The 23,859-nt window shown below is 57.8% G+C and carries 21 protein-coding genes and 1 tRNA gene; 14 read left to right on the top strand and 8 right to left on the bottom strand.

Going from position 1 to position 23,859, the window contains the following annotated elements; translation table 11 throughout:
• From bchB to bchF, 3 genes are all read right to left on the bottom strand, one after another.
• Positions 1 to 1,321: ferredoxin:protochlorophyllide reductase (ATP-dependent) subunit B (bchB, locus tag GZH79_RS08070; protein WP_249219042.1), on the bottom strand; the 1,321-nt coding region annotated here is incomplete at its 3' end.
• A gap of 67 nt (positions 1,322 to 1,388) precedes the next feature.
• The gene (locus GZH79_RS08075) at positions 1,389 to 2,672 is read right to left on the bottom strand and encodes a ferredoxin:protochlorophyllide reductase (ATP-dependent) subunit N (protein WP_211643275.1); all 1,284 of its coding nucleotides are present in this window, start codon (positions 2,670 to 2,672) and stop codon (positions 1,389 to 1,391) included.
• Positions 2,669 to 3,124 (bottom strand): 2-vinyl bacteriochlorophyllide hydratase, encoded by a 456-nt coding sequence (gene bchF, locus GZH79_RS08080; protein WP_211643489.1) that lies wholly within the window; start codon positions 3,122 to 3,124, stop codon positions 2,669 to 2,671. Before bchF ends, GZH79_RS08075 begins: the two co-directional genes overlap by 4 nt.
• 307 nt (positions 3,125 to 3,431) lie before the next feature.
• Between bchF and GZH79_RS08085 the strand changes: the two genes are divergently transcribed.
• On the top strand, positions 3,432 to 4,154 hold the full coding sequence (locus GZH79_RS08085) for a cobalamin-dependent protein (RefSeq protein WP_211643276.1): 723 nt from the start codon (positions 3,432 to 3,434) through the stop codon (positions 4,152 to 4,154).
• 29 nt (positions 4,155 to 4,183) lie between these two features.
• Positions 4,184 to 5,590: a transcriptional regulator PpsR gene (ppsR, locus tag GZH79_RS08090; RefSeq protein ID WP_211643277.1), complete on the top strand. Its 1,407-nt coding sequence runs from the start codon at positions 4,184 to 4,186 to the stop codon at positions 5,588 to 5,590.
• 21 nt (positions 5,591 to 5,611) lie between these two features.
• On the opposite strand, the gene GZH79_RS08095 is transcribed toward ppsR, so the two are convergent.
• Positions 5,612 to 6,133: a copper chaperone PCu(A)C gene (locus GZH79_RS08095; RefSeq protein ID WP_249219043.1), complete on the bottom strand. Its 522-nt coding sequence runs from the start codon at positions 6,131 to 6,133 to the stop codon at positions 5,612 to 5,614.
• Between the two features lie 170 nt (positions 6,134 to 6,303).
• Between GZH79_RS08095 and GZH79_RS08100 the strand changes: the two genes are divergently transcribed.
• The 7 genes from GZH79_RS08100 to GZH79_RS08130 all read left to right on the top strand — a co-directional run bounded on the left by GZH79_RS08100 (position 6,304) and on the right by GZH79_RS08130 (position 14,401).
• Positions 6,304 to 7,317 carry a TAXI family TRAP transporter solute-binding subunit gene (locus GZH79_RS08100; protein ID WP_211643278.1) on the top strand — a complete coding sequence of 338 codons (1,014 nt, stop codon included), beginning with the start codon at positions 6,304 to 6,306 and terminating at the stop codon, positions 7,315 to 7,317.
• 59 nt (positions 7,318 to 7,376) lie between these two features.
• Positions 7,377 to 9,467: a TRAP transporter fused permease subunit gene (locus tag GZH79_RS08105; RefSeq protein WP_211643279.1), complete on the top strand. Its 2,091-nt coding sequence runs from the start codon at positions 7,377 to 7,379 to the stop codon at positions 9,465 to 9,467.
• A gap of 170 nt (positions 9,468 to 9,637) precedes the next feature.
• Entirely contained in the window at positions 9,638 to 10,411 is a 774-nt protein-coding gene (locus GZH79_RS08110) for a transglutaminase family protein (RefSeq protein ID WP_211643280.1), read from the top strand.
• Between the two features lie 50 nt (positions 10,412 to 10,461).
• On the top strand, positions 10,462 to 11,889 hold the full coding sequence (locus tag GZH79_RS08115) for a circularly permuted type 2 ATP-grasp protein (RefSeq protein WP_211643281.1): 1,428 nt from the start codon (positions 10,462 to 10,464) through the stop codon (positions 11,887 to 11,889).
• 1 nt (position 11,890) lies between these two features.
• Complete coding sequence (locus GZH79_RS08120) at positions 11,891 to 12,832, top strand: alpha-E domain-containing protein (protein WP_211643282.1); 942 nt, start codon at positions 11,891 to 11,893, stop codon at positions 12,830 to 12,832.
• Positions 12,833 to 12,841: 9 nt separating this feature from the next.
• A complete protein-coding gene (locus GZH79_RS08125) occupies positions 12,842 to 13,636 on the top strand; it encodes a transglutaminase family protein (protein ID WP_211643283.1) in 795 nt (264 codons plus the stop codon).
• 33 nt (positions 13,637 to 13,669) lie between these two features.
• The gene (locus tag GZH79_RS08130; protein WP_211643284.1) at positions 13,670 to 14,401 is read left to right on the top strand and encodes a peptidase; all 732 of its coding nucleotides are present in this window, start codon (positions 13,670 to 13,672) and stop codon (positions 14,399 to 14,401) included.
• On the opposite strand, the gene GZH79_RS08135 is transcribed toward GZH79_RS08130, so the two are convergent.
• Entirely contained in the window at positions 14,398 to 15,021 is a 624-nt protein-coding gene (locus tag GZH79_RS08135; protein WP_211643285.1) for a PAS domain-containing protein, read from the bottom strand. The genes GZH79_RS08130 and GZH79_RS08135 overlap by 4 nt on opposite strands.
• Between GZH79_RS08135 and GZH79_RS08140 the strand changes: the two genes are divergently transcribed.
• From GZH79_RS08140 to GZH79_RS08150, 3 genes are all read left to right on the top strand, one after another.
• Positions 14,991 to 18,479: a chemotaxis protein CheB gene (locus GZH79_RS08140; RefSeq protein WP_211643286.1), complete on the top strand. Its 3,489-nt coding sequence runs from the start codon at positions 14,991 to 14,993 to the stop codon at positions 18,477 to 18,479. The genes GZH79_RS08135 and GZH79_RS08140 overlap by 31 nt on opposite strands.
• A complete protein-coding gene (locus GZH79_RS08145; RefSeq protein ID WP_211643287.1) occupies positions 18,448 to 18,822 on the top strand; it encodes a response regulator in 375 nt (124 codons plus the stop codon). Before GZH79_RS08140 ends, GZH79_RS08145 begins: the two co-directional genes overlap by 32 nt.
• Before the next feature lie 560 nt (positions 18,823 to 19,382).
• The gene (locus tag GZH79_RS08150) at positions 19,383 to 21,050 is read left to right on the top strand and encodes an EAL domain-containing protein (RefSeq protein ID WP_211643288.1); all 1,668 of its coding nucleotides are present in this window, start codon (positions 19,383 to 19,385) and stop codon (positions 21,048 to 21,050) included.
• Here GZH79_RS08150 and GZH79_RS08155 read toward each other — a convergent pair.
• The gene (locus GZH79_RS08155) at positions 21,024 to 22,052 is read right to left on the bottom strand and encodes a LacI family DNA-binding transcriptional regulator (RefSeq protein ID WP_211643491.1); all 1,029 of its coding nucleotides are present in this window, start codon (positions 22,050 to 22,052) and stop codon (positions 21,024 to 21,026) included. The two genes, GZH79_RS08150 and GZH79_RS08155, sit on opposite strands and share 27 nt — an antisense overlap.
• A gap of 133 nt (positions 22,053 to 22,185) precedes the next feature.
• On the opposite strand from GZH79_RS08155, the gene GZH79_RS08160 reads away from it, so the two are divergent.
• A tRNA-Arg gene (locus GZH79_RS08160) sits at positions 22,186 to 22,262 on the top strand.
• Here the strand turns inward: GZH79_RS08160 and GZH79_RS08165 are convergent.
• Both GZH79_RS08165 and GZH79_RS08170 read right to left on the bottom strand, forming a co-directional pair.
• Positions 22,263 to 22,910: a hypothetical protein gene (locus GZH79_RS08165; RefSeq protein ID WP_211643492.1), complete on the bottom strand. Its 648-nt coding sequence runs from the start codon at positions 22,908 to 22,910 to the stop codon at positions 22,263 to 22,265.
• A 28-nt stretch (positions 22,911 to 22,938) separates the two neighbouring features.
• Positions 22,939 to 23,220: a hypothetical protein gene (locus tag GZH79_RS08170; protein WP_211643289.1), complete on the bottom strand. Its 282-nt coding sequence runs from the start codon at positions 23,218 to 23,220 to the stop codon at positions 22,939 to 22,941.
• Positions 23,221 to 23,404: 184 nt separating this feature from the next.
• On the opposite strand from GZH79_RS08170, the gene GZH79_RS08175 reads away from it, so the two are divergent.
• Positions 23,405 to 23,830 (top strand): hypothetical protein, encoded by a 426-nt coding sequence (locus GZH79_RS08175; RefSeq protein WP_211643290.1) that lies wholly within the window; start codon positions 23,405 to 23,407, stop codon positions 23,828 to 23,830.
• Positions 23,831 to 23,859 lie beyond the last annotated feature (29 nt).

Raw genomic sequence — 23,859 nt, forward strand, 5'->3', positions numbered from 1 at the left:
TCGCAACCGGCGCGTGACCGCCATGATGGCTTGGCCCGGCTGCATCGTGGAATTCGAAATCGTCGCGGAACATGGTCAAAAGGTGTTCTTCCAGCCCCATCACCAGCGGATGGACCAGTGTATCGAACAGGACGTTCGCGCCTTCGTAGCCCATGACCGGCGAATAGCGGGCCGGGTAATCCTGAACATGGACCGGGGCGGAAATGACGGCGCAGGGGATACCCAGACGCTTGCCGATGTGGCGTTCCATCTGGGTGCCCATGATCATTTCGGGTGCCAGTGCCGCGATGGTCTCTTCGACTTCAAGGTAGTCGTCGGTGATCAGCGCCTCGACGCCCATTTCCTTTGCGCAGGCGCGCACGGCGCGGGCCTGTTCGCGGTTGTAACAGCCCAGTCCTGCAACCTCGAACCCCATTTCGTCGCGTGCCATACGGGCCATCGCGCAGACATGGGTGCCGTCACCGAACAGGAAGACGCGCTTGCCTGTCAAATAGGTGCTGTCGACGGATGCCGACCACCAGGGCAGCCGCAACCGCGACTCATCGGCCGGGGCCGTCGACCCTGTCAGCGCCTGCACTTCTGCCACAAATGCGCGGGTGGCCGCGACACCGATCGGCACGTTTTTCGTATAGGGCTGATCAAATGTCTTTTCGAGCCAGCGTGCGGCAGCCTCTCCGGTTTCGGGATACATCAGCACGTTGAAATGTGCCGCAGGCAGACGGGCGATATCGGCGGGGGTCGCGCCCAGCGGGGCCGTGACGTTTACGTCGACGCCAAGATCGGACAGCAGACCTGTCAGTTCCTCGACGTCGTCGCGGTTGCGAAAGCCCAGCGCGGTCGGTCCCAAAAGGTTGCAGGTGATCCGCCCCGTGCGGTCGCAAGGCTGCGCCAGATGACGGACAATCTGGTAGAACGTTTCGTCCGCCCCGTAGTTTTCCTTGCGGCTATAGCTGGGCAGTTCCAGCGCGATGACGGGGATCGACAGACCCATCGTTTCGGCAAGTCCGGCGGGATCGTCCTGAATCAATTCGGCGGTGCAAGAGGCGCCGACGATGATCGCCTGCGGATTGAAGCGGTCGACGGCATCCTGCGCGGCTTTCTTGAAGAGACCGGCGGTGTCCGACCCCAGATCACGCGCCTGAAACGTCGTATAGCTGACGGGCGGACGGTGATTGCGCCGTTCGATCATCGTAAACAGAAGATCGGCATAGGTGTCGCCTTGTGGCGCATGCAGCACGTAATGCAGCCCTGTCATCGCGGTGGCTACGCGCATCGCACCGACATGCGGCGGGCCTTCGTATGTCCAGACCGTCAGCTTCATGGCTGACCGCCGGGGGCTGTCTGCCCCCGGACCCCCGAGGATATTTGAAAAACAGCGAAAGCGACGGTCATTGCGCTGCCTCCAGCCGCAGAGCAGCCTTGCGACGGATCGGACGGCTGAACAGGCCTGCCAGATCGCCTGCCTGTTCGTAGAAATGGACCGGCGTGAAGACCAGTTCGATGGCCCATTTCGTGGTCAGACCTTCGGCTTCCAATGGATTGGCAAGGCCAAGACCACAGACGGTCAGATCAGGGCGCGCGGCCCGCACGCGGTCGAGTTGCAGATCGACGTCCTGACCTTCAGAGATTTGCGGCCCGGCGGGCAGCAGATCCAGATCGGGGCCGTGGATCGCGTCGTGAATGTAAGGAGATCCGACCTCTATCGCGGTCATGCCGCATTCCCGGGTCAGGAACCGGGCCAGCGGAATTTCAAGCTGGCTGTCCGGGAAGAAAAAGATGGATTTGCCACGCAAGTGTTCGGCGGCCTGCGCGATGGCGCGGCGCGCACGCGCGCGCGGTGCGGCAGTCACGGCGTCGAATGTCGCATCGGGGACACCGAATTCCAGCGCGATCGCCCGCAGCCAGGCCGTTGTGCCTTCGTCGCCAAAGGGCATCGGGGCCGCGATGTGCCGTGCGCCACGGCGGATCAGCGCCGCGTGGGTATCGCCCATAAAGGGTTGCGTCAGGGCAAAGACGGTGTTCGGCCCAACGGCCGTCGTGTCGTCGATCCGGCGGGCAGGCAACAGACGGATATTGTCGATCCCCATCTGCCCCAGCAGGGCCAGCATCTGGTCTTCGACCACATCGGGCAAGGCACCGACCAGCAGCAGTTCACGCGCCACCGTGTCCTTGAGCACGGGCACCATGGAGGCGAGACAAGCGTCTTCGCCTTCGGTAAAGGTGGTTTCGATCCCGGACCCGGAATAGTTCAGCACGCGCACATGCGGCGCGTGGATCTGCGACAGGCGTTCAGCGGCGCGGGCCAGGTCGATCTTGATCACTTCGGACGGACAGGACCCGACCAGAAACAGCTGCCGGATGTCGGGGCGGCGTTCCAGCAGGCGGGCGACCTCACGGTCCAGTTCCGTATGGGCATCTTTCATGCCTGCCAGATCCTGCTCTTCGAGGATGGCCGTGCCGAAGCGCGGTTCAGCAAAGATCATGACGCCGGCAGCGGATTGCAGAAGGTGCGCACAGGTGCGCGATCCCACGACGAGAAAAAAGGCATCCTGCATCTTGCGGTGCAGCCAGATGATCCCGGTCAAGCCACAGAACACTTCCCTTTGTCCGCGTTGCTTGAGGACGGGGGCGGTGCGGCATCCACCACCGGGCGGAGGAACAGGCACGTTCATGCTGCCACATCCAGACGCGCGCGACGCAGCTTCAGCACGAATTGCGCGGCATTGACGACATACGCTGTATAAGCGGCCAAAGTGACCCACATCAGCGCCAGCGGGTCAATTGCGCCCGTGATCAGCCCCCAGACATAGACACAATGAAGCGCGATGACGCCAAAGCTGACCACGTCTTCCCAAAAGAACGACGGCGCGAACAGATACTGGCCGAACACAACTTTTTCCCAGATCGCGCCAGTCACCATAATGACGGCCAGCGCGCCGGTTTTGATTACGATGGAAACCGTCGCGGCAAGATATCCGTCACCGGTCAGCAAAAACCGGACCACCAGCGCAAAAGAGATCAGGAAAACAATAAATTGGACGGGCGCAAGCACCCCCTGCACCAGCGTCCAGCGCGTCGCATCGCGGCGTTCGCGCTGCCGTGCCGTATACAATGGCTGCGCCATCCGGCGGACGGCGAGATGGTCAGTCCGAGATTGCAGGGTCGTCTGCACGGTATGCCCTCCTGACACATTGCCATTGCAGATTAGGAGCGATTCTGGGTATGTGTCAACCATACGTTACACATTGCTTGATCTTCTACCCGAGCAGATCTTCTGAGAAGAAATTTCTAAATATCTGCATTTAAACAACTTTTCATGCGCGCTCGCCTAATGCAGGATAATCTGTCAATTTTCTTTGACAATCTGCTGCCAAATTTCGACTATGGTGGCACCCGCCGCGTTGGCCAAGTGAAGAGGACGCCCGTTACCCATGTCGCAGCTTTTGTCATCCCGGCCGCTCAGATCGGTTCTGCCGCAGCGCCGGGTGTCGGGCGGCGATGTGGCAATGGCCCTGTGCGACGCAGCGCTGTCGCAGGATCGGGACGCGGTTGCAGATGTCGTCATGGCGGCGCGGGACGATGGGCTGACCGACATCGTTCTGGCTGATGTGCTCTTGCCGCGTGCGGTCTGCAGTCTGGGTGACCTATGGCGTGAAGATCACATCGGTTGGACCGACGTGACAATTGGTACAGCAAGGTTGCAGGCAGCCCTGCGCTGGCTTGCCCCGCCGATCCAGCCGGGTGACGCACGCTGTCATGACACAAAGTCGGTTCTTTTGATTTCCTGTCAGGACATGGCGCATACGTTCGGCCCCATGCTGCTGGCCCATCAGATTCGACGGCGCGGTCTGTCGGTTGCGCTGTCGCTGGACACGACACCACAATCCGCACATGCACGGTTCAGCGACACAGCAAGTGACGCAGTGTTTCTGACCGCGTCCCATAGTGATGGGGTTGCAACCTTGCGGCAAATCGTAAAACAGGTTCGAGTTTTCAACAGTGGGGTTCCCATTGTCGTTGGCGGCCCCTTGCTTTCTGCGCGCGCAGATATAGGACGCCTTATCGGAGCAGACATTGCGACCTCTGATCTGGACGAGGCTCTGACCCAATGCGGACTACTGCGCCAACCGACAGGCGCTCTCACTAAACCTTAGGTCGGCTTTCGCCTACAGAACGGACCGGCATGACATCGGGCGGCATCAAATACTGGAAAAACGGCGACATTCCGATGATCGGGCCGGATATTCTGGGTGGCATTCTGGCATCCGTGTCGGATGTCGGTCTGGTCGTATCGGAAACAGGCATCGTCATGTCTGTGCTGTTGAACCGCAATTTTTCGGACGATGGATTGTTCGACAAGGTCGAAGGCCGCGAAGTGGCCGACCTTTTGATGATCGACAGCAAGGAAAAATTCACCAAACGCCTGTCGGCATTTATCGATGGCGACGACAACGTCCGTCCGATCGAGGTCAACCATACGATCGACGGGGACCGCACCGGATTACCTGTACGCTACAGTTTTCATCGTATCAGCGAAGGCGGCGTTATCCTGATGCTGGGCCATGATCTGCGTCCGGTCGCGGAAATGCAGCAGCAGCTTGTCAGTGCCCAGTTGGCATTGGAACGCGACTACGAAGCACAACGCGACTATGAGACCCGGTTCAAGGTTCTGATGGACAGCTCCACCGATGGTGTCGTGATGGTGTCGGCGCAGTCCGACAAGATCAATGACCTGAATGCAGAAGCATCCCGGCTTGTCGGAACCCCGCGCGAAGAATTGGTCGGGCGATCATTCACGAAGCTGTTCGACGCCCGGTCACAGCCCACACTGATCGACAGGCTGGGCTCTTTGGCGATGTCAGATGATGATGGACGGCTTTCGGTCAAATCGGTGAATGGCACCCCCCTGACGCTGCGACCGACGATGTTCCGATCCGCAGGCGAACGCATTTTGCTGTGTCGCATACGCAGCGCGTCCGATGCGATGGCAGATCAGGACCGGACGGCGCAGGTTTTGCGCGGGATCTATGACGCTGGCCCCGACGGTATCGTGTTCACCAGCGAAGAAGGCGCGATGCTGTCTGCAAACGATGGTTTCCTGAACATGATCGGCGCGGCGCATGACCTGAACCTGCGCGGCACGCCATTCATGGATTTTCTGCAACGCGGCATGGTCGATTTCAGCGTCATGACCCAGAACGCCGCCCGTGCTGGCAGCTTGCGGTCGTATGCCACGCGTATTGCAGGCGATTATGGCAGCCCGCGTGACGTCGACATGAGCGTAACCGCGATCAAGGCCGCGGACACAACGATTTTTGCCTTTGTCATCAGAGAGCAATCGCAAACCGAGAGCCTGAAGGACGGCGACGACGACAGTGGGCTGAGTTCCGTGGTCGAACTGGTCGGCAGCTCGACTTTGCGCGATATTGTGGCCGAAACGACAAATGTCGTTGAAAAGATGTGTATCGAAACCGCCATCGAATTGACCAGCAACAACCGTGTCGCCGCAGCAGAAATGCTGGGCCTGTCGCGGCAATCGCTTTACGTGAAGCTGCGCAAATTCGGACTGATCGGGCAGAGCAACGACTAGATTGCCCCGGCCCGACCGGGTTCAGTCGTCGCCTGACATATGGGCGTCGTGATCCATCGTGTCGTGATTTAAGTTGTGATCGGCTCCCGTCGCGGCCACGTCTTCGACGTTAAATGAGACGTCAAGCCGCCCGGCCCGTTCAAAGACCAGCGTTCCTTCGACGGCTTCACCGACTTCCAGCGCATCGCCGTTCAATCCCATGAACATCACGTGAAAGCCGCCAGGTGCCAGCGTCAGCGTTTCGCCGGGGGCGATGACGATACCCGTCTCTTGTTTGACCATACGGGTAATGCCGTCTGCATCGGTTATGGCGCTGTGCAATTCCACGCGGGTGAACGGTGCTTCGACTGCAATCAGGGTGTCTGCTTCTGCACCGGTGTTCAGGACAGTCAGATAACCAGCACTGGTCATTGCGGTGGCAGCGGCACTGCGCGCGACCGGGTGTTCGATCCGCAAATCGCCCAGCGTGTAATCGTGCCCAAAGGCAAATCCGGGCAACAAGACCAGCATCATTCCGGTCATCAGGCGGGTCAGGGACGTCATCGTACTCTCCGTTCATTTCAAACGGACGCCTAATTTACACGGGGCAGCGCGAAAAGGGACAAACAGCCGCAGTCGGCGGAAACCTGCGGTATCTCGATGGTTGTCATATGAAAGCGCGCTGGTCATAGTTTCGGTTCTGGCCCAGACGGGCCACCAACCGGGAGGCTACCATGAAAACAGTATCGACATTTGTCGCCGCTGCCGTTGTTGCGACCTTTGGCGCAAATATGGCGTCGGCGCAGGACACATCCGATTACATCCTTGCGACCGCATCGACGGGCGGGACCTATTATCCAGTGGGCGTCGCGCTTTCCACCTTGGTCAAGGTCAAGCTACAGCCGGGCATGGGGATCGGCATGTCTGCCATCAGCTCTGCCGGATCGGGTGAAAATGTCCGTCTTTTGCGTGAAGACGAGGCTCAATTCGCCATTCTTCAGGGACTTTACGGATTTTATGCGGCATCGGGCACTGGCCCGTTGGAAGACGTCGGACCGCAGGAAAACCTGCGTTCGGTCAGCATGTTATGGCAAAACGTCGAACATTTTGTCGCCGCCAGCGATGCCGCGCCAACAGGCACGATGGAAGATTTCGTAAACCTGACAGGCGAAGCTGTCGCGCTGGGTGCGCAGAACTCTGGGACGCTGGGGTCAAATGCGGCGTTGCTGTCAGGTCTGGGGGTCGATGTCGAAACCGACTACGAGCTGGTTTACGGCGGCTACGGTCCAGCGGCAGAGGCGTTGCAAAACGGTCAGGTCAAGGGGATCAGCACCCCAGCCGGTGTGCCCGTGGGCGCGCTGAGCCAGCTTTTCGCATCTGCGGGTGATAGCGTAACCTTGCTGAATTTCACCGATGAACAGCGGACGGCAGCGGATGGCGGGCGCGATCTGTGGACCGCATATACCATTCCGGCCAATACCTATTCAGGCCAGACAGAGGATGTTGTGACCGTCGCCCAGCCGAACTTTCTGGCGGTCGGTGCGGATGTAGACGAAGAAAATGTCTACCAGATCACCAAGACGATCTACGAAAACCTGCCGTTTCTGCAGGCCATCCACCCCGCGACGAACGCGATGAACATCGATGCGGCAATCGCGGGCCTGCCGCTGCCGCTGCATCCGGGTGCGGTGCGGTACTATCAGGAAATCGGGATGGATATTCCCGACCGTCTGATACCTGCGCAGTAACGTGATGCGATGGGGCGAGACCATGCGGTCCCGCCCCTTTTTACGACCAAGGGGGGACTATGGCGGACGATACCGACGAAGGCGCATTGCGTCATTTCACAGGGACTGCGGGCCATGTCCTTACCGTGTTTTGCGCCCTGATCGCGCTTGCCCATCTTTATGTGGCGATTGATCCTGTCGTGTCAGAACTGACGCGCAACGCCTTACACTACGGCGTTTTTGGGCTGTTGGCGTTTCTGTATTACCCGCTGCGTCACAATACAAAAGCATCCCGCGCGGGGCTGGCCATCGACCTGTCACTGGGTGTGGCGGTCGCTGCGTCTGCGCTGTGGCTCGCAACTGCGGAAAACGCAATTTATGACCGCGGCGTGAACCTAAGCGTGCCGGACTGGATCGCCATCGCTGTCGCTGTGATCGGTGCCATAGAACTGACACGCCGCCTGACCGGGTGGATCATCCCGGTCCTGATCATATTGGCGCTGACATACGTGTCATGGTGGGGGCAATTCGTGGGCGGTGTGTTCCGGTTTCCCGGGCTCAGCATCGAAACCGTCGCGTTTCGGTCTGTCTATGGTGACGATGCGATGTTCGGGTCGATCACACGCATTTCGTCGACCTATGTGTTTTTGTTCATCATCTTTGGCGCGTTTTTGCTGCGATCCGGTGCCGGGGATTTCGTCGTTGATCTGGCGCGGGCGGTCGCGGGCAAGATGGTCGGCGGACCCGGCATCGTGGCTGTGATCGCCAGCGGATTGACGGGAACGATTTCAGGCTCTGCCGTGGCCAACACCGCATCGACGGGGGTCATCACGATCCCGCTGATGAAAAAGGCGGGGTTCAATGCAAAATTTGCAGGCGGGGTCGAAGCCGCTTCGTCCACTGGCGGCCAGTTGATGCCACCGATCATGGGGGCTGGCGCATTCGTCATGGCTGCATTCACGCAGATCCCCTATGAAAACATCATCGCCGCCGCCGCACTGCCTGCGTTGCTGTATTTCCTGTCCGTTGCCTTTTTCGTGCGGATCGAAGCAAAGCGCGCAAACCTGCCGCCGATGGAAAACACAGGTCAGACGCTGGGCAGCGCATTCCGGCGTGGCGGTGCCAGTTTCATACTGCCCATTGCATTGCTGATCGGGATGCTGGTTTCTGGTTTTACGCCGACCTATGCCGCTGTTTTTGGCATCATTGCGGTGATCGCATCCAGTTGGCTGACCACAAACCCGATGGGACCAAGAGCCGTGGTCGAAGCACTGGCAATGGGAACCCGCAACATGATCCTGACGGCCGTGCTGCTGTGCGCTGTGGGATTGATCGTGAACGTCATTGCGACGGCGGGGATCGGCAATACCTTTAGCCTGATGATATCCGACTGGGCCGGGGGTAACATCCTGATCGCCATCATTCTGATCGCACTGGCCAGCCTGATACTGGGCATGGGGCTGCCAGTGACGGCAGCCTATATTGTGCTTGCGACCCTGTCCGCACCTGCGTTGGCGGGCATGATCGGGGACCGATTTGTGATCGACGCTTTGGTGGCGGGTAATCTGCCCGACGCCGCGCGTGCCGTGCTGATGCTGGGCGCGCCGGACGCCATGCAGGCAATCATGGCGCCGATGGCGCGCGCTGATGCAAGCGCATTGATTGGCAGCCTGCCGTTGGAAGTTGCCGCACCGCTGCGCGATCTGGTTGTCAGCCCTGCAGCCGCGACGGCAGCGCTGCTGTCGGCGCATATGATCGTGTTTTGGCTCAGCCAGGACAGCAACGTCACGCCACCCGTGGCACTGGCGGCATTTACCGCCGCCGCGATTGCCAAAGCACCGGCGATGGCCACGGGTTTTGCCAGTTGGAAGCTGGCGAAAGGGCTGTATATCGTGCCGATCCTGTTTGCCTATACGCCGCTGCTCAGTGACGACTGGGGCGCGGTACTGACCGTCTTTGGCTTTGCCGTGGTGGGCATCTACGCGCTGGCCGCCGGATTGCAGGGCTGCATGGAAAACGTCATTGGCTGGCCGATGCGCGCTGTTGTCATCGTCGCAGGAATTGCCTGTATGTGGCCCGGTAGCTTGTTGATCAATCTATGTGGCGTTGTGGTCGTCGCAGGGCTGCTGTTCTGGAACGTCAGATCTGCCCCTGCCCCGGTCGCGGCCTGAATACAGCGAACTATGGTGACCCCGCGAAAACCGATGCGGCGGTTGGCTATCAACCGCGATCAAAGCGTGGCGCGCGTGTTTCGTGACGTTCTTTATGCCTGACCCTTTGCGCGCCCCGGCAGAAAGCCTAGGTAGTTGGAAACTTCCTTCCGTATTGATTGGACTTTGCCTTGGACTGCGACATTCGGGTTCATCTGGATTACGAGGTGCCTGACCGCGTGACGCTGCTGTTGCAGCTGCGCGCCGTGACAGACCCATTTCAACACGTCACAGACGAAACGCTTTTGGTTCCCGACGGATGCCACTGGCGCGCGACATCTGGTGAAGAAGGCATTGGTGAACGGATTTGGATGGACATCGATGAACCGCTGAAACTGAGCTATCACGCCCACGTCAGCATTGATCGCCCTGCGCACGATTTGGCGCGTCTTCAGGCTACGCCACTGTTTCAGATGAACGCGCCCGACATCAAATACCTGATGGCGTCTCGCTATTGCGGGGCCACGGGTTACGAAGATCTGCTTGATACTTTTTCCCATTTGTCGGGCGGGGCAAAGGTCGTGGCGATGCGCGATTGGATCACGTCGAACCTAGTATACGATAATAGTGTCAGCACGGCCAACACGACTGCGCAGGATACATTTGCCGACCGCAGGGGAGTGTGCCGCGACTACGCGCATCTGCTGATTGCGCTGTGCCGGTGCAGTGCGATCCCCGCACGCATCGCCGCTGTCTATAGCCCCGATATCAGCCCGCCTGATTTCCATGCTGTCGCAGAGGTGTTTCTGGATGGCGGATGGCACCTTGTTGACCCCACCGAGATGACGACCACTGACCGCATGGTCCTGACCGGTGTGGGGCGCGATGCGGCAGATGTCTCTTTCTTGACCAGTTTCGGCGTCGTCCAGCTAAAGGAACAGGCAGTCCATGTTCAAGAAAGCTGAGCTGCGAAACCAGACATTGCAGACCGACGGCAAAGCGCTACCGTAACCTGATGGATGATACAGAAAAACATTTCGATGAAATGCGTGGGCCAGCCGATCAGGTCCGCCCGCCCTACGCCACCTATCGCACGTGGTTCGATCAGCAGGATCCAGAACGCCTGCGATCAAAACACGAAGAGGCAGAAGCGTTTTTTCGCCGGACCGGCATCACCTTCAACGTCTACGGCGAGGACGCGGCACAGGAACGGTTGATCCCGTTCGATCTGGTGCCGCGGATCATTTCCGGGCGTCAGTGGCAAAAATTATCCAAAGGGATCGAACAGCGCGTCACCGCGATCAATGCTTTCTTGCATGACATCTATCACCGGCAGGAAATTCTGCGATCCGGCCGCATGCCGCGCGAACTGATTGCCCAAAACGACGCCTTCCTGCCACAGATGATCGGTATGGCGCCGCCGGGTAACGTCTATACCCACATCGTCGGCACCGATATCGTCCGCATTGGCGAAGACGATTTCTATGTCCTCGAAGACAATGCGCGCACGCCGTCCGGTGTCAGCTATATGCTGGAAAATCGTGAAACCATGCTGCAGATGTTCCCGGAACTATTTGCACGGATCAAGGTGCAGCCGGTCAGTGACTACCCCAAGAACCTGCGCGCATCGCTTGCAGCCTGCGCGCCTGCATCGTGTCAGGGAAAGCCGCGCGTCGCTGTGCTGACGCCCGGCATTTATAATTCCGCATACTTTGAACACAGCTTTCTGGCCGACCAGATGGGTGCGCAACTGGTCGAAGGACACGATCTGCGGGTCGTGGACGGGCATATCAAAATGCGCACGACACGCGGTTACGAACAGATCGACGTGCTGTATCGCCGGGTCGATGACGAATATCTTGATCCTTTGACGTTCAACCCGGAGTCGACGCTGGGCGTGCCGGGGATCATGGATGTCTACCGCGCGGGCAACATCACGATCGCCAACGCCCCCGGCACTGGCGTGGCCGACGACAAGGCGATTTACAGCTACATGCCGGAACTGGTGGAATTCTACACTGGCGAAAAGGCGATCTTGAAAAACGTGGACACGTGGCGCTGTTCCGAACCCGACAGCCTGTCCTATGTGCTGGATAACCTGGCTGACCTTGTCGTGAAAGAAGTTCACGGTTCGGGCGGATACGGGATGCTGGTCGGCCCCGCCGCCAGCAAGCAGGAACTGGAAGATTTTGCAGCCAAGCTGCGTGCGCGGCCCAGCAATTACATCGCACAACCCACGCTGTCGCTGTCCACTGTCCCGATCTTTGTCGAACAGGGTCTGGCGCCGCGTCACGTCGATCTGCGCCCCTTTGCGCTGGTCAGTCCCAAGGGAATCAATATCACACCAGGTGGCTTGACCCGTGTCGCCCTGAAAGAAGGTTCACTGGTTGTGAACTCTTCCCAAGGTGGCGGGACAAAAGACACTTGGGTGCTGGAGGACTGATATGCTGGGCAAGACCGCAGGCGGACTGTACTGGATGTTCCGCAATCTGGAACGCGCCGAAAATACCGCCCGCCTGATCGAAGCCGGGTTTCGCATCGCGTTGACCCGCAGTCAGGACAAGGCGTCTGAATGGAAATCCGTGGCGACGACCGCAGGGGCAGCCGGCGCGTTTTCGCAGAAATACGAAGGCTTCGACAGCGCGGACGTGATCGATTTTCTACTGCGCGATACCGACAATCCGTCGTCGGTCATGTCGGTGATCAAATCAGCGCGCGACAATGCGCGGCTGGTCCGCACCGCCCTGACGACAGAGGTATGGACCGCCGTCAACGACAACTGGATGACGATGAAGGACCTGCTGGCCGAACCTGTCGTGGAAACCGAACTGCCCAAGGTGCTGGATACGATACGTCAGCAGTCGGCGCTGGTGCGCGGTGCGCTGCACGGTACGATGCTGCGCAACGACATCTATGACTTTGCCCGGTTGGGCACGTTCATCGAACGCGCCGACAATACCGCCCGTATCATCGACGTGAAATACTATACGCTGTTACCCAGCACCAGTTTTGTCGGGTCGTCGCTGGACAACGTGCAGTGGGAAACGATCCTGCGGTCGGTCAGCGCGCACCGTGCGTTCCGCTGGCTGGACGAGGAGGACATGACCGCATCATCGGTCGCGCAGTTCCTGATCCTTGACCGTCGCCTGCCGCGCAGCCTGTTGTTCAGCCTGCAACAGACCTGTTCCAACCTTGAACGCCTGTGCGACGCCTATGGTGAACGGCACACCAGTCAGGACCATGCCAGCCAGATGGTCGATGGCCTGACAAAGCGCGACATCGCGTCGATCTTTGACGAAGGCCTGCACGAATTCATCACCGGTTTCATCCGGGACAACAACGCGCTGGGTCAGATGATCGAGCAGGACTACAAGTTCTACGGATAGGATCGCCCCTTGGACCTGCATATTTCGCATACCACCCGCTACACCTATGACAAACCTGTGCTTTATGCACTGCAACGATTGCACCTGCGTCCGCAGGACAATCGGATGCAGCGCGTCAAAGAGTGGGAGATTACCGTCGAAGGCGGCCAGCTTGAGCTGAGTTATGACGATCACTATGGCAACAAGACTGATCTGGTTAACGTAACCCGTGGCACGACTGAATTGTCGGTGACTGCGCGCGGTATCGTGGAAACCCACGATACGGCCGGGGTGCTGGGTCCGGTCTATGGCACAGCGCCACTATGGCATTTCATTTCAGCGACACCAGCAACGGAAGCAGGCGACGAAATCCGTGCGTTGGCAAACACACTGAAGACCGATCAGTCGATCTCGGCGCTGCACACCATCAGCACGGCCATTCTGGATGCGGTGCCCTATGAAACCGGCAGGACCTATTCCAACACGACCGCGCAGGAAGCCCTGACCGGCGCGTATGGCGTCTGTCAGGATCACGCCCATATCCTGATCGCCGTGGCGCGCGCGGCGGGTATGCCGGCACGCTATGTTTCCGGCTATCTCAAATTGGACCAGACCGAAGACCAGACCGCCAGCCACGCTTGGGCAGAGGTTCATCTACCTGATCTGGGCTGGGTCGGGTTCGACGTCAGCAACCGTATCAGCCCAGACGACCGATATGCCCGTCTTGCAGTCGGACGCGATGCGCGCGACGCATCGCCCGTGCGCGGCATGCGCGTTGGTGCCGGTGACGAATCGCTGATTGTTACTTTGCAAGTGCAGCAGTAGAACAGGCGCCACACCCTATCTGGACCTTACAAGATGACTTACTGCGTTGGCCTGCGTCTGAACCACGGCCTTGTTTTCATGTCCGACACGCGCACCAATGCGGGCGTTGACAACTTTTCATCCACCCGAAAACTGTTCACTTGGGAAACCGAAGGCGAACGCCTGATCACCCTGATGACTGCAGGCAATCTTGCGACAACTCAATCGCTGATCTCTTTGCTGGATGAGCGGTCGAAAACCGCAGCCGACCGCGATCCGTCGATCCTGCGCGAACCGACAATGTTTCAGGTTGCGCGATTGGTCGGCGCCACCCTGAAAGAGGTGATATCCTATTCGAACGCCTCTGTGACCGGAACGGAAGAAAAGTTTCGCGCGACCGTGATCGTGGGTGGCCAGATCAAGGGCGGTGAACCAACGATGTTCATGGTCTATCCCGAAGGCAACTTTGTCGAAGTCACGACAGAAACGCCGTTCTTCCAGATTGGTGAAACGAAATACGGCAAACCCATTCTGGTGCGTGGCTACGACGCCGACATGACGTTCGAAGATTCCGTGAAACTGTTGATGGTCAGTTTTGACTCGACGGTCAAATCGAACCTGTCCGTCGGCCTGCCCTTCGATATCCTGTGCTATGAGTCAGATAGTTTTACGGTGAAGCACCGCAAACGGGTCGAAGTCGATGACAAGCTGTATCTGAAGATCTCGGAAGGGTGGTCCATCGCCTTGAAAGAAGCGTTTGCGTCGCTGCCGAATTATAAGATCTAGGTTTCCAGCCACAGCCGTACCGTCGCCGTGGCAGACCGTGCCAGCGAACGCTGTGTTGTGGCGCGCAGGTTTGCGTTCAACGCCAGCAAACCACTGATACCGTCGATGACCCGATCTGAATGTTGTTTGACATCATGCTCTTGGACACGTTTGTGCAGCTCGAACTGCGACCCGACCACATACACAAGTTTGCCATCGCGGTCGTGCAGCGGCTCAATCAGCAAAAGTGTCGTCAGGGGCGACCCATCCTTGCGCAGGTTGTCAAATGTCGCCTGTGCAGGCTTGCCCTTGACGATGGCGTCCCGGATCACGCTTCGTGCCGCAGCGTTTTCCAGATTGCCCTGCAGAAATCGGCAGTTGCGGTTTAAAACTTCGTGACATTCATAGCCGGTGAGATTGAAAAATGACTGATTGGCATAGATCAAGGAAGAGTCTTCGCGCTGCGGATCAGCAATCGTCAGAGCGACGCTTAAATGATCAAGGCGTTTCGCGACTTCGGGAATATTGAGGATTGGCATGCGAGCTCCTACCAGTAGAACTTTGCGCTTATGCATTTTGGGGTCCAACGACAACAGGGCCGGATTAGACAATGAATGATACGTTCGAATTTCCGCTGACATCTGCTGACACCCCCGTGATCGTTGGGATCGGTGCGTCCGCAGGCGGGCTGGAAGCATTGCAAAAGTTCCTGGATTATCTGCCATTCGACAACAGCCTTGCCATTGTCATTGTGCAGCATCTGGACCCAGATCACGACAGCCTGCTGGGTGAACTTTTGACCAAGCGGACAAAAACACCGGTCTTCGAAGCCGTGGACGGCATGCAGATCAAGCCAAGCCATATTTATCTGATTGCACCCGGTCAGTCGCTGACTGTCATGAACGGGCAGCTCAAATCAGAAGATTTTCACCTGCCGCGTGGACGACGGCGTCCGATCGACTGTTTTCTGACGTCGCTTGCGGAACACTCTGGCGAACGGGCGGTCGGGATCATTCTGTCAGGGACGGGCAGCGATGGCAGTCTTGGCGCACGTGCGATAAAGGCTGCGGGTGGGCTGGTGTTCGTTCAGGCCGTATCAGAAGCAAAATACGACGGCATGCCACGTAGCGCGATCGAAACAGGGGTTGCAGACATCGTTTTGCCGGTCGCAGAAATGTTCCCGGTGCTAAACGACTACTTTGACTGTCGCGGGGGTATTCAGGAAGACGCGCTGACAGATCGAGAATTCATCGACCGCGCCATGCGCCATGTGCGATACCGCACGGGGCACGATTTTGCGGGCTACAAACCCGGCACCCTGCTGCGCAGGGTTGCGGTGCGCATGTCCGTACTGGGGCAAATCGAACCGGGCGAATACCTGAAGGTGCTAATCAATGATCCAGAAGAGGTGAAGCGCCTGTTCAAGGATGTGCTGATCAACGTCACCAGCTTTTTCCGTGACGATGCCGTGTTCGAAGAATTGAGCAACACCATCATTCCCGAATTACTGGAAGGTCGCACCAACGCCGACGAATTGCGGATCTGGGTGCCCGGCTGTTCATCGGGCCAAGAAGCATACAGCATCGCCATCCTGATTTCCGAAACGATGGAGCGGCTTGATGTCTGGCCGCGCGTTCTGATCTTTGGCACCGACATCGACGAGGACGCGCTGGAAATGGCGCGGCGTGGCCAATATCTGAACACCGTTGCGGATGAGATTCCCACCGAATACCTGCATAAGTATTTCAAGTGGCGAAGCGATGGCTACACGGTCAACGACCGTCTGCGCGCGATGGTCCGGTTTTCCAACCAAAGCATCATCAAGGACCCGCCATTCAGCCAAATCGATTTGGTGACCTGCCGTAACGTTTTGATTTACTTTGATAAGGTATTGCAGGAAAAAGCAATCCGCGTGTTCCACTATGGCCTGCGCGAAGGCGGGATACTGGTGCTGGGCACGTCCGAATCCCCGATTTCCGCAGGAGATATGTTCAAGGACGTGTCACGCACGAACAGGATCTACCGCCGGTTGCCCGGCCCGGCCCGGCGTCTGGATCTGGTCAGCGGCAGCGCCGAACACGACGAACCACAGCCACCACAGTCGACGCCCTTGGCTGCCCGGGATGTTGCGCAAGCCAACATCCATTCCGATAAGGTCATCGACCTGATCGCGCCCGCCTATTTTGTGCTGGGCAATGCGCGCGATCTGCAATTTGCATCTGATGCCGCTGCTGGATTTCTTAAAATCAAGGGTGGCCGCCCGCAGCTCGACCTGCTCAAGCTGATCCGCCCAGAGTTGGAAAAATACCTGCGGCGCTTGTTGAACCGGAACCTGGAAACCGGCGAAACGTCGACCTATGCGTTCCGTGGCACCCTGGACGACGTTCCCCGCAACATCACGATCACCCGGCAGCGATTGCCCAATGCGCAGGATCTGTTGCTGTTTCAGGATCAAGCGTTACCGGATCAGGGCCAATCGCCGTCGTCCGAAAGCGTTTCAGACGCGACCGCACGCTATATCACAGAGCTGGAAGGCGATCTGGACGAAGCGCGCGATCAGATCCGTTCGACGGTCGAGGAACTGGAAACCTCGAACGAAGAGCTGAAAAGCTCGAACGAAGAAATGATGTCGATGAACGAAGAGTTGCAGTCCGCAAACGAGGAGCTGACAACCACGAACGACGAACTGAACAACAAGATAACCGAGGTGCGCGACGCCAACACCGATCTGGCGAATTTTATCCGCAGCACAAAGATCGGCACCGTGTTTCTGGACCCGGACCTGCGACTGCGCAACTACACGCCCGAAGCGACCGAAGTTTTCCGGTTTCAGGAAAGCGATGTCGGTCGCCGCATCGACGATATTGGGTCAGATCTGGACATGGAAAGCCTTGTCGCGGATTGCCAAAGCGTCATGGAAAGCCAAAGCCTGCTGGAAAAAGAATACGACACGCGCCGCGACAGAAGCTATCGCGCGCGCTTCGTACCCTATGCACAAAGTGGCCATTCTAGGGGCGGCGTTGTCGTATCCCTGTTTGAAGTGACAGAATTGCGCAAACTGGCCGAAGACACCGAACAGGCGCGTAAAGTCGCGGCCCACAGGCTTGAAGAAATCGAAGAGCTCTACTCTGCCAGCCCGCAAGCCATGGCGCTTTTGGATACAAATCTGCGCTATGTCCGCGCAAACACGCGTTTGTCCGAAATATTGGGTGTCCCGGTCGACGACATGATCGGTGCGTCATTGGGCGAAATGTCAGGTGGGATGGCTGAAAAAGCCCGATCGTTGGCAAAAGAGGTACTGCTGACCCAACAAAAGATCGAAAATTACCAGATGCAGGGCGCCCTCCCAGTATCACCGGGCAATGAACGGGTGTTTCAGACAGACTGGTATCCTGTCTTTCAGGACGGCGAGCTTGTCGGTGTTGGCATTAACGTACGCGACACCACTGAAATGGTACAAATGCAGTTCGAACTGCGCCGTATCATGCAAGAGTTGCAGCACCGCGTTAAAAACATGCTGGCAAACGTGCTGGCGCTGGTGTCTCGCGCGCGGCGCGATGCAACGGCCGACGCGCAGATTTTCGCAGCGCTGTCACAGCGGATTCAGGCACTGGCGCAAACGCACAAGCTGCTGACGCAGTCGAATTGGGCGTCCGCCAAACTTCAAGACGTGCTGCGACCGGAACTGGTTGATGTCTACGGTGCTGAACGTGTCCAGCTAAAGGGCCCGGATATCACCGTCAACGCGCGCGCCGCTCTGTCACTGGGAATGGCGATTCACGAACTGGCTACGAATGCGGCGAAATACGGCAGCTTTTCCGTCGAAGACGGACAGGTATCGCTGTCATGGGTGCGTCAGGACGACGGCGAATCCGACGACTATATTTTCAACTGGCAAGAACGGTTTGGCCCCTCTGCGGCAGAAAGCGAAACCGCTGGTTTCGGCAGCCAATTGATCAAATCCACCATCGAAGGCAGCCTTGACGGCCAGGTGGAGTTTTACTGGGAACAAACCGGCTTGCGGTGCGTTTTCATCATTCCGAAAGATTCATTAATAGAGATCCCGCATGACTCAGTCTTCGACACCCTTACGTCCTAAAATTCTATATGTAGAGGACGAGGTGATTGTCGCACTTGATGTATCCGACGGGCTGGAAAACGATCTGGGATTCGATGTGCAGGTCGCGCACAACCTGACGACAGCGCGCGCCAAATGTGCAGCCCATGAATTTGACTATGCGCTGCTCGACTTGAATCTTGGCAATGGCGAACGCAGTATCGATTTAGGTCTGGAACTGGCCGAAAAGGGCATAAAGGTCGTCTTTGCTTCGGGCTATAACCGGGACGAAATCGCGGAAATCAGTGAATTTCAGCTTGTGGAAAAGCCGTTTCAGATTGCGGACATAGCGGCGGCCTTTGGGGTCGAACCTGCCAAGGCATGACCGAACGTCGACCAGACGTCTGATATTTTCAGTCCTTCAGCGTGAATCGTGTTGTTCGCGGCTTGGGATTTAAGGATTATTTCATGACCGCGCGTTAGCAAAACCGGACTCACTCCGGGATTGCGATGAAACTTGATCCAGACCAGAACGCTGAATTCGAAGCGCGGCAGCAACTTGATCGACGCGGCGTACTGACCGCGCTCTATAGTATGAGCCCGTCTTGGGTGATTGTTGCCGATGGCAGAACCCACCGGATTATTGCTGCAAATCCGGCAGCTTTGGCAAACACCGGCTATCGCCTACGACAGCTTCGCAAATTGCGGCTGGATAACGTATTGTCCAGTATGTCCACAGATCGGGTCAACCGTCTGCTGACCGCTGTCAAACGGCGGCGACCGGGACGTGTAACCCGGCTGCGAATGCATGGTCGTGACGCGCGTTCATTGTGCGTTCGGATCATATACCTTGGCCATCGACTCCCAACGTTTGTGGTGGTGGTCAGCGATCATACCGCGCATGTTCAGGCCCAGACCCGTGCAGATGAAGCACAGGCGCAACTGATGACTGCGATAAACGCGCTGTCGGATGGGTTCGTTCTGTACGACCAGCACGATCGCATGGTCATCTGCAACGAACCCTACAAATCGCTATATGCCAAAAGCGCATATCGCATGGTGCCGGGGACCAGATTCCGCGACATCCTGCAAGCCGGACTTGATAAGGGCGAATACCTGGATGCCATCGGCAGAGAAGTCGATTGGCTGAACGAGCGGTTGGCCGATCATTCTCGTAACAACAGCATCGTCGAACAGCGCCTGTCCAACGGACGCTGGCTGCGGATCGAGGAACGGATGACGTCCGACGGCGGCCGCGTTGGCCTGCGTGTGGATATCACCGACCTGAAGAATCAGCAGGAAAAACTGCATCGCATGATGCTGACCGATGAACTGACCGGGCTGCGCAACCGTCGTAATCTGCTGAACGACCTTTTGGCCTGGGGGGATTCGCTACCGCCGCAACAGGGGCTGGCGGTCTACCATCTGGATGTCGAACGCTTCAAACAGATCAACAGCGTTTATGGCTATGATATTGGTGACAGGCTGCTGCGTCATATCGCCGACACGTTGCGGGCCGCCGCCGGGCCGCATGGGCTGACAGCAAGGGTTGGCGGCAATGAATTCATCGTGGCAAAAAAAATAGATATCGCCGCAGTCGACATCGTGGATTTTGCAGAAACACTTTGCAAATGGACGTCCGGGCCCGTGTCGATTGATGGCCAACAGATTGCATGCTGTGTTTCTGCCGGGATTGCCGTGCTTGACCCGGCCACTTGCCGCGACGGTGACGGATCGGTCCTGGCCGCTGCGGAAATGGCGCTCGCAGAAGCCAAACAATTGGGTCGGTCCGTGCAGCTGTTTCAACCAACGATGCAGGTTCGGGCCGTCAATGATGGTGACCTAACACGCGATTTGCAGCGCGCTGTTGAATGCAACGAATTTGAGGCATTCTTTCAACCGCAGGTCGATGCCATCGCGCAACGCTGCATCGGGTTCGAAGCGTTGCTGCGCTGGGTTCATCCTGAACGGGGAATCCTGCCTGCCGGTGCTTTCCTGGCAATCGCGCAACGTGCAGGCCTGACGGAAACCCTGGATGATCTGGTTCTTGACCGTGCCTGCCGTGCTCTGACATTTCTGGACAGCATCGGTCGATCCGACCTGACAGTCAGCGTCAATCTTTCGGCCAATCAGGTCGCCGACACGCGCCTGCTGTCGCGCCTTTTGGCGACACTGCGCAGACACGATGTCGCGCGGCATCGGATCAGGCTTGAATTACTGGAATCCACCTTGCTGGATGAACGCACGTCGCACTACATCGCAAACATTGAAAAGCTGGTGCAGGCAGGCTTTGTCATGGAACTCGACGACTTTGGCACTGGTCATGCCGCGATTGCGACGCTGCGCAAATTCAAGGTGTCGCAGATCAAGATTGATCGCAGCTTTGTCCAGAACGTGGATCATGATCCAGAACTGCAAGAATTGACCGGGGCGATCATCAGTCTGGCGCAGCGGTTGGGTATCTGCATTCTGGCAGAAGGGGTGGAAACCGCCGCAGAACAGGCGTGTCTGGTCAGCATGGGGTGTTCACGGGCACAGGGATGGTTTTACGACAAGGCCCTCCCCCTGTCCAAACTTCCTGATTTCCTACGTATCTTTGAAGCCAGTGTTTAACGCGCCATTCCGGATCAAGGTTTGGCCCAGATCCAGACGGGGTGTCATATTAATGCGTTCCCTGCCAGCGCTGGTCCCGGCAATCCGCGCCTTTATGATATTCGCTGCGGCCTCTCCGATTTCGCGGCGGCAGGCGTCCATCGTGGCAAGTTTTCGGGGCAAACCGTCCAGCAATTCGACACCATTGAAACCGGCCATCCCAATTTCGCCGGGCACATCAATGCCCTGCTCCATCAGATACAACAGCCCGCCAGCCCCGATCATGTCGTTGGAATAGTAAAGAAAGTCCAGATTTGGGTGCCGATCCAAGATCATTTTCGTCATTTCGCGGCCTTTCAACAGCGCTGACCCACCAGCATAGAATTCCTGGCCTTCGATTTCGATCCCGGCCTTCGCCATGGTCCGCGTGAATCCTTCGAACCGTTTGCGCGCCCGGTGGTCCAACGGCATTTGCGTGCCCAAAAATCCGATCCGTCGATAACCGGCGTCAATGATTGCCTTGGCCATTTCACGCCCGGCGCGCCGATGTGAAATACCGACACAGGCGTCAATCGGGTCACCGTCCGTGTCCATCACCTCCACCACTGGCACCCCCGCTTGCGCCAGCATCGCGCGCGACGCATGCGAATGTTCCAACCCCGCAATAATCACACCCGCTGGCCGCCAGGACAGCATTTCAAACAGCACCTTTTCTTCTTTTTCGGGTCGATATCCTGTCACCCCGAACACAGGCTGCAGTTCAGTATCGTCCAAAGCATCAGAAATCCCTGAAAGCACTTCGGGAAAGACCATGTTTTTCAGTGAGGGAATGATAACTGCAATCAGGTTTACGTGACTTGATGCAAGCGACCCGGCGATCCGGTTCGGAACATAGCCCAATAACTTTGCAGCTTCCTGCACCTTTGCACGGGTCGCAGCACTGACGTCGCCCTTGTTGCGCAACACCCGACTGACCGTCATTTCACTGACGCCGGACGCCTCTGATACGTCTCGCAATGTCATCGGGCGGCGCGGTGGAATAGTCACTGGCGAGATCCTGTATAGCTGCCTTTTACCTACAGCGCCCACAGGCGGTTGTCCAAGCCCACAGTCCTACCGTTGACCAAATTCACAAACCGGGGCAAGGAAGGAACAAGGCCCCGTGGCTCAACTGGATAGAGCAGCCCCCTCCTAAGGGGCAGGTTGCAGGTTCGAACCCTGCCGGGGTCACCATCAGACCATGCGGATGACGTCCTTGTCGATCGCCAGCATGTATCCCTTGCGGGCGATGTTCTTGACCAGCAGCTCACTGACCATCTGGTTACCCAGGGTGTCGCGCAGCCGCTTGATCCGCGTTGCACCTGCTGCCTCTTCACAGTCCGAAGCATCCCGACCGGAAATCACGCCTTCGATTTCGGCACCTGAGAGCACCTCGTCGTCCATCCGCGCTTCGGCCAGGACCGACAGGGTTTCAATCGCGGCCTCGGTCAGCTTGAATTCAAAGTTGTTCAGGTAGACAGAACCTTGGTCACGGCTGATCAGTAGGGAATTCACCTCGATCCCCTTGCGTTCGATCCGCCCCATCCGGCGCGTCAGGCCGATCAGCATGACCAGAAAAGCGATAGCCGCCACCAAAAGGGCCGTCGAAAACACCAACAGGACAAAGATCACAAAACGATAGGACGACAGCGTATCGCTGAACGCCGTCCCGGATTGTGCGATGATTTCCAGCAACTTGATTTCGGCATTGCCGGTCAGCGTATCATTTTCAATGAACAATTGTTCAACACGCGCATTGAACGCGTTCGCGTCCGGCAGGTTCACGAACAGCAGAACCGCCGCGCCCGCAAGGATCGCGACGATGGCGATGATGCCACCCATGACGATTCGATTGCCGATCTCGCGCCCTTCAGTAGCGGAGGAAATATTCACCGGCGCTGTCCTTTCTGCTGTCCAGACCCGAATCATCAAAGGTGCCAACCACAGTCAACAGTTCCCAGCCATCGGATTGAAGCTTTGGCCGTAGTTGGGCCGCAGCGGATTCCGTGGTGCAAGGTCCTTCGATCTCGGCAACCCCATAATGCAAGCGCAAGGGGCCGTCACGCTTTGCCTTGTAGTCGGCAAAGCACGCGGCCTGCGCCGCATTGGCGGTCACAAACAGGACAAGAAGCAGAGAGATAAAATGTTTCATGCCGCCACCCCACCTCTTGTCACGATGTTATGCAATATCCTGCGATGCTACCCCCGGGATCCGGCCAACACCAGAGCGTGTTATTGCCTGACACGGGGCCGCAGCGTTTGGTTTTGCAAGATGCCCGGCGATCGGTGCCAGGGCACGGGGGAACGCCATCCCCCTTCATCCAAGAGGTCGACATATGCCAAAGATATTTCTTGCGATAGCCGCAGCACTGACACTCGCGCTGCCACAAGCGGCACACGCTGAACTTGATCAGGACAAAACGCTGGCGCGCGTCGCCGTAGGTGTTGTTGCCGCACTTGTTCTGACGCAGCTTTTATCAAGCGATGATGACGACACGGCGACGGAACGCGGCGGGCTGCGCGATTCAAATGAACCACCCGTCGTCACCCAAAAGGGCGCGGTCATTGGTGATGATTGGCAAGGCACAGCACTGCCGTCAGTTTGTGCCCGCGGGGCTGAACATTATGACAGCGCATGCCTGCAAGACCGGCTTCCTGTCACGGCACCGTTGCCGAAATTATGCGAACAACGCGGGATTTATCAAAACAGGGTCATCGACCTGTATCATGCCGGATGCCTGCGGGCGGCAGGCTATCGTTAGGGCTTGCACCCTATGTCGCCTGTCGGCCA

This window comes from Loktanella sp. SALINAS62 (assembly GCF_018263905.1).
Classification (GTDB): domain Bacteria; phylum Pseudomonadota; class Alphaproteobacteria; order Rhodobacterales; family Rhodobacteraceae; genus Loktanella.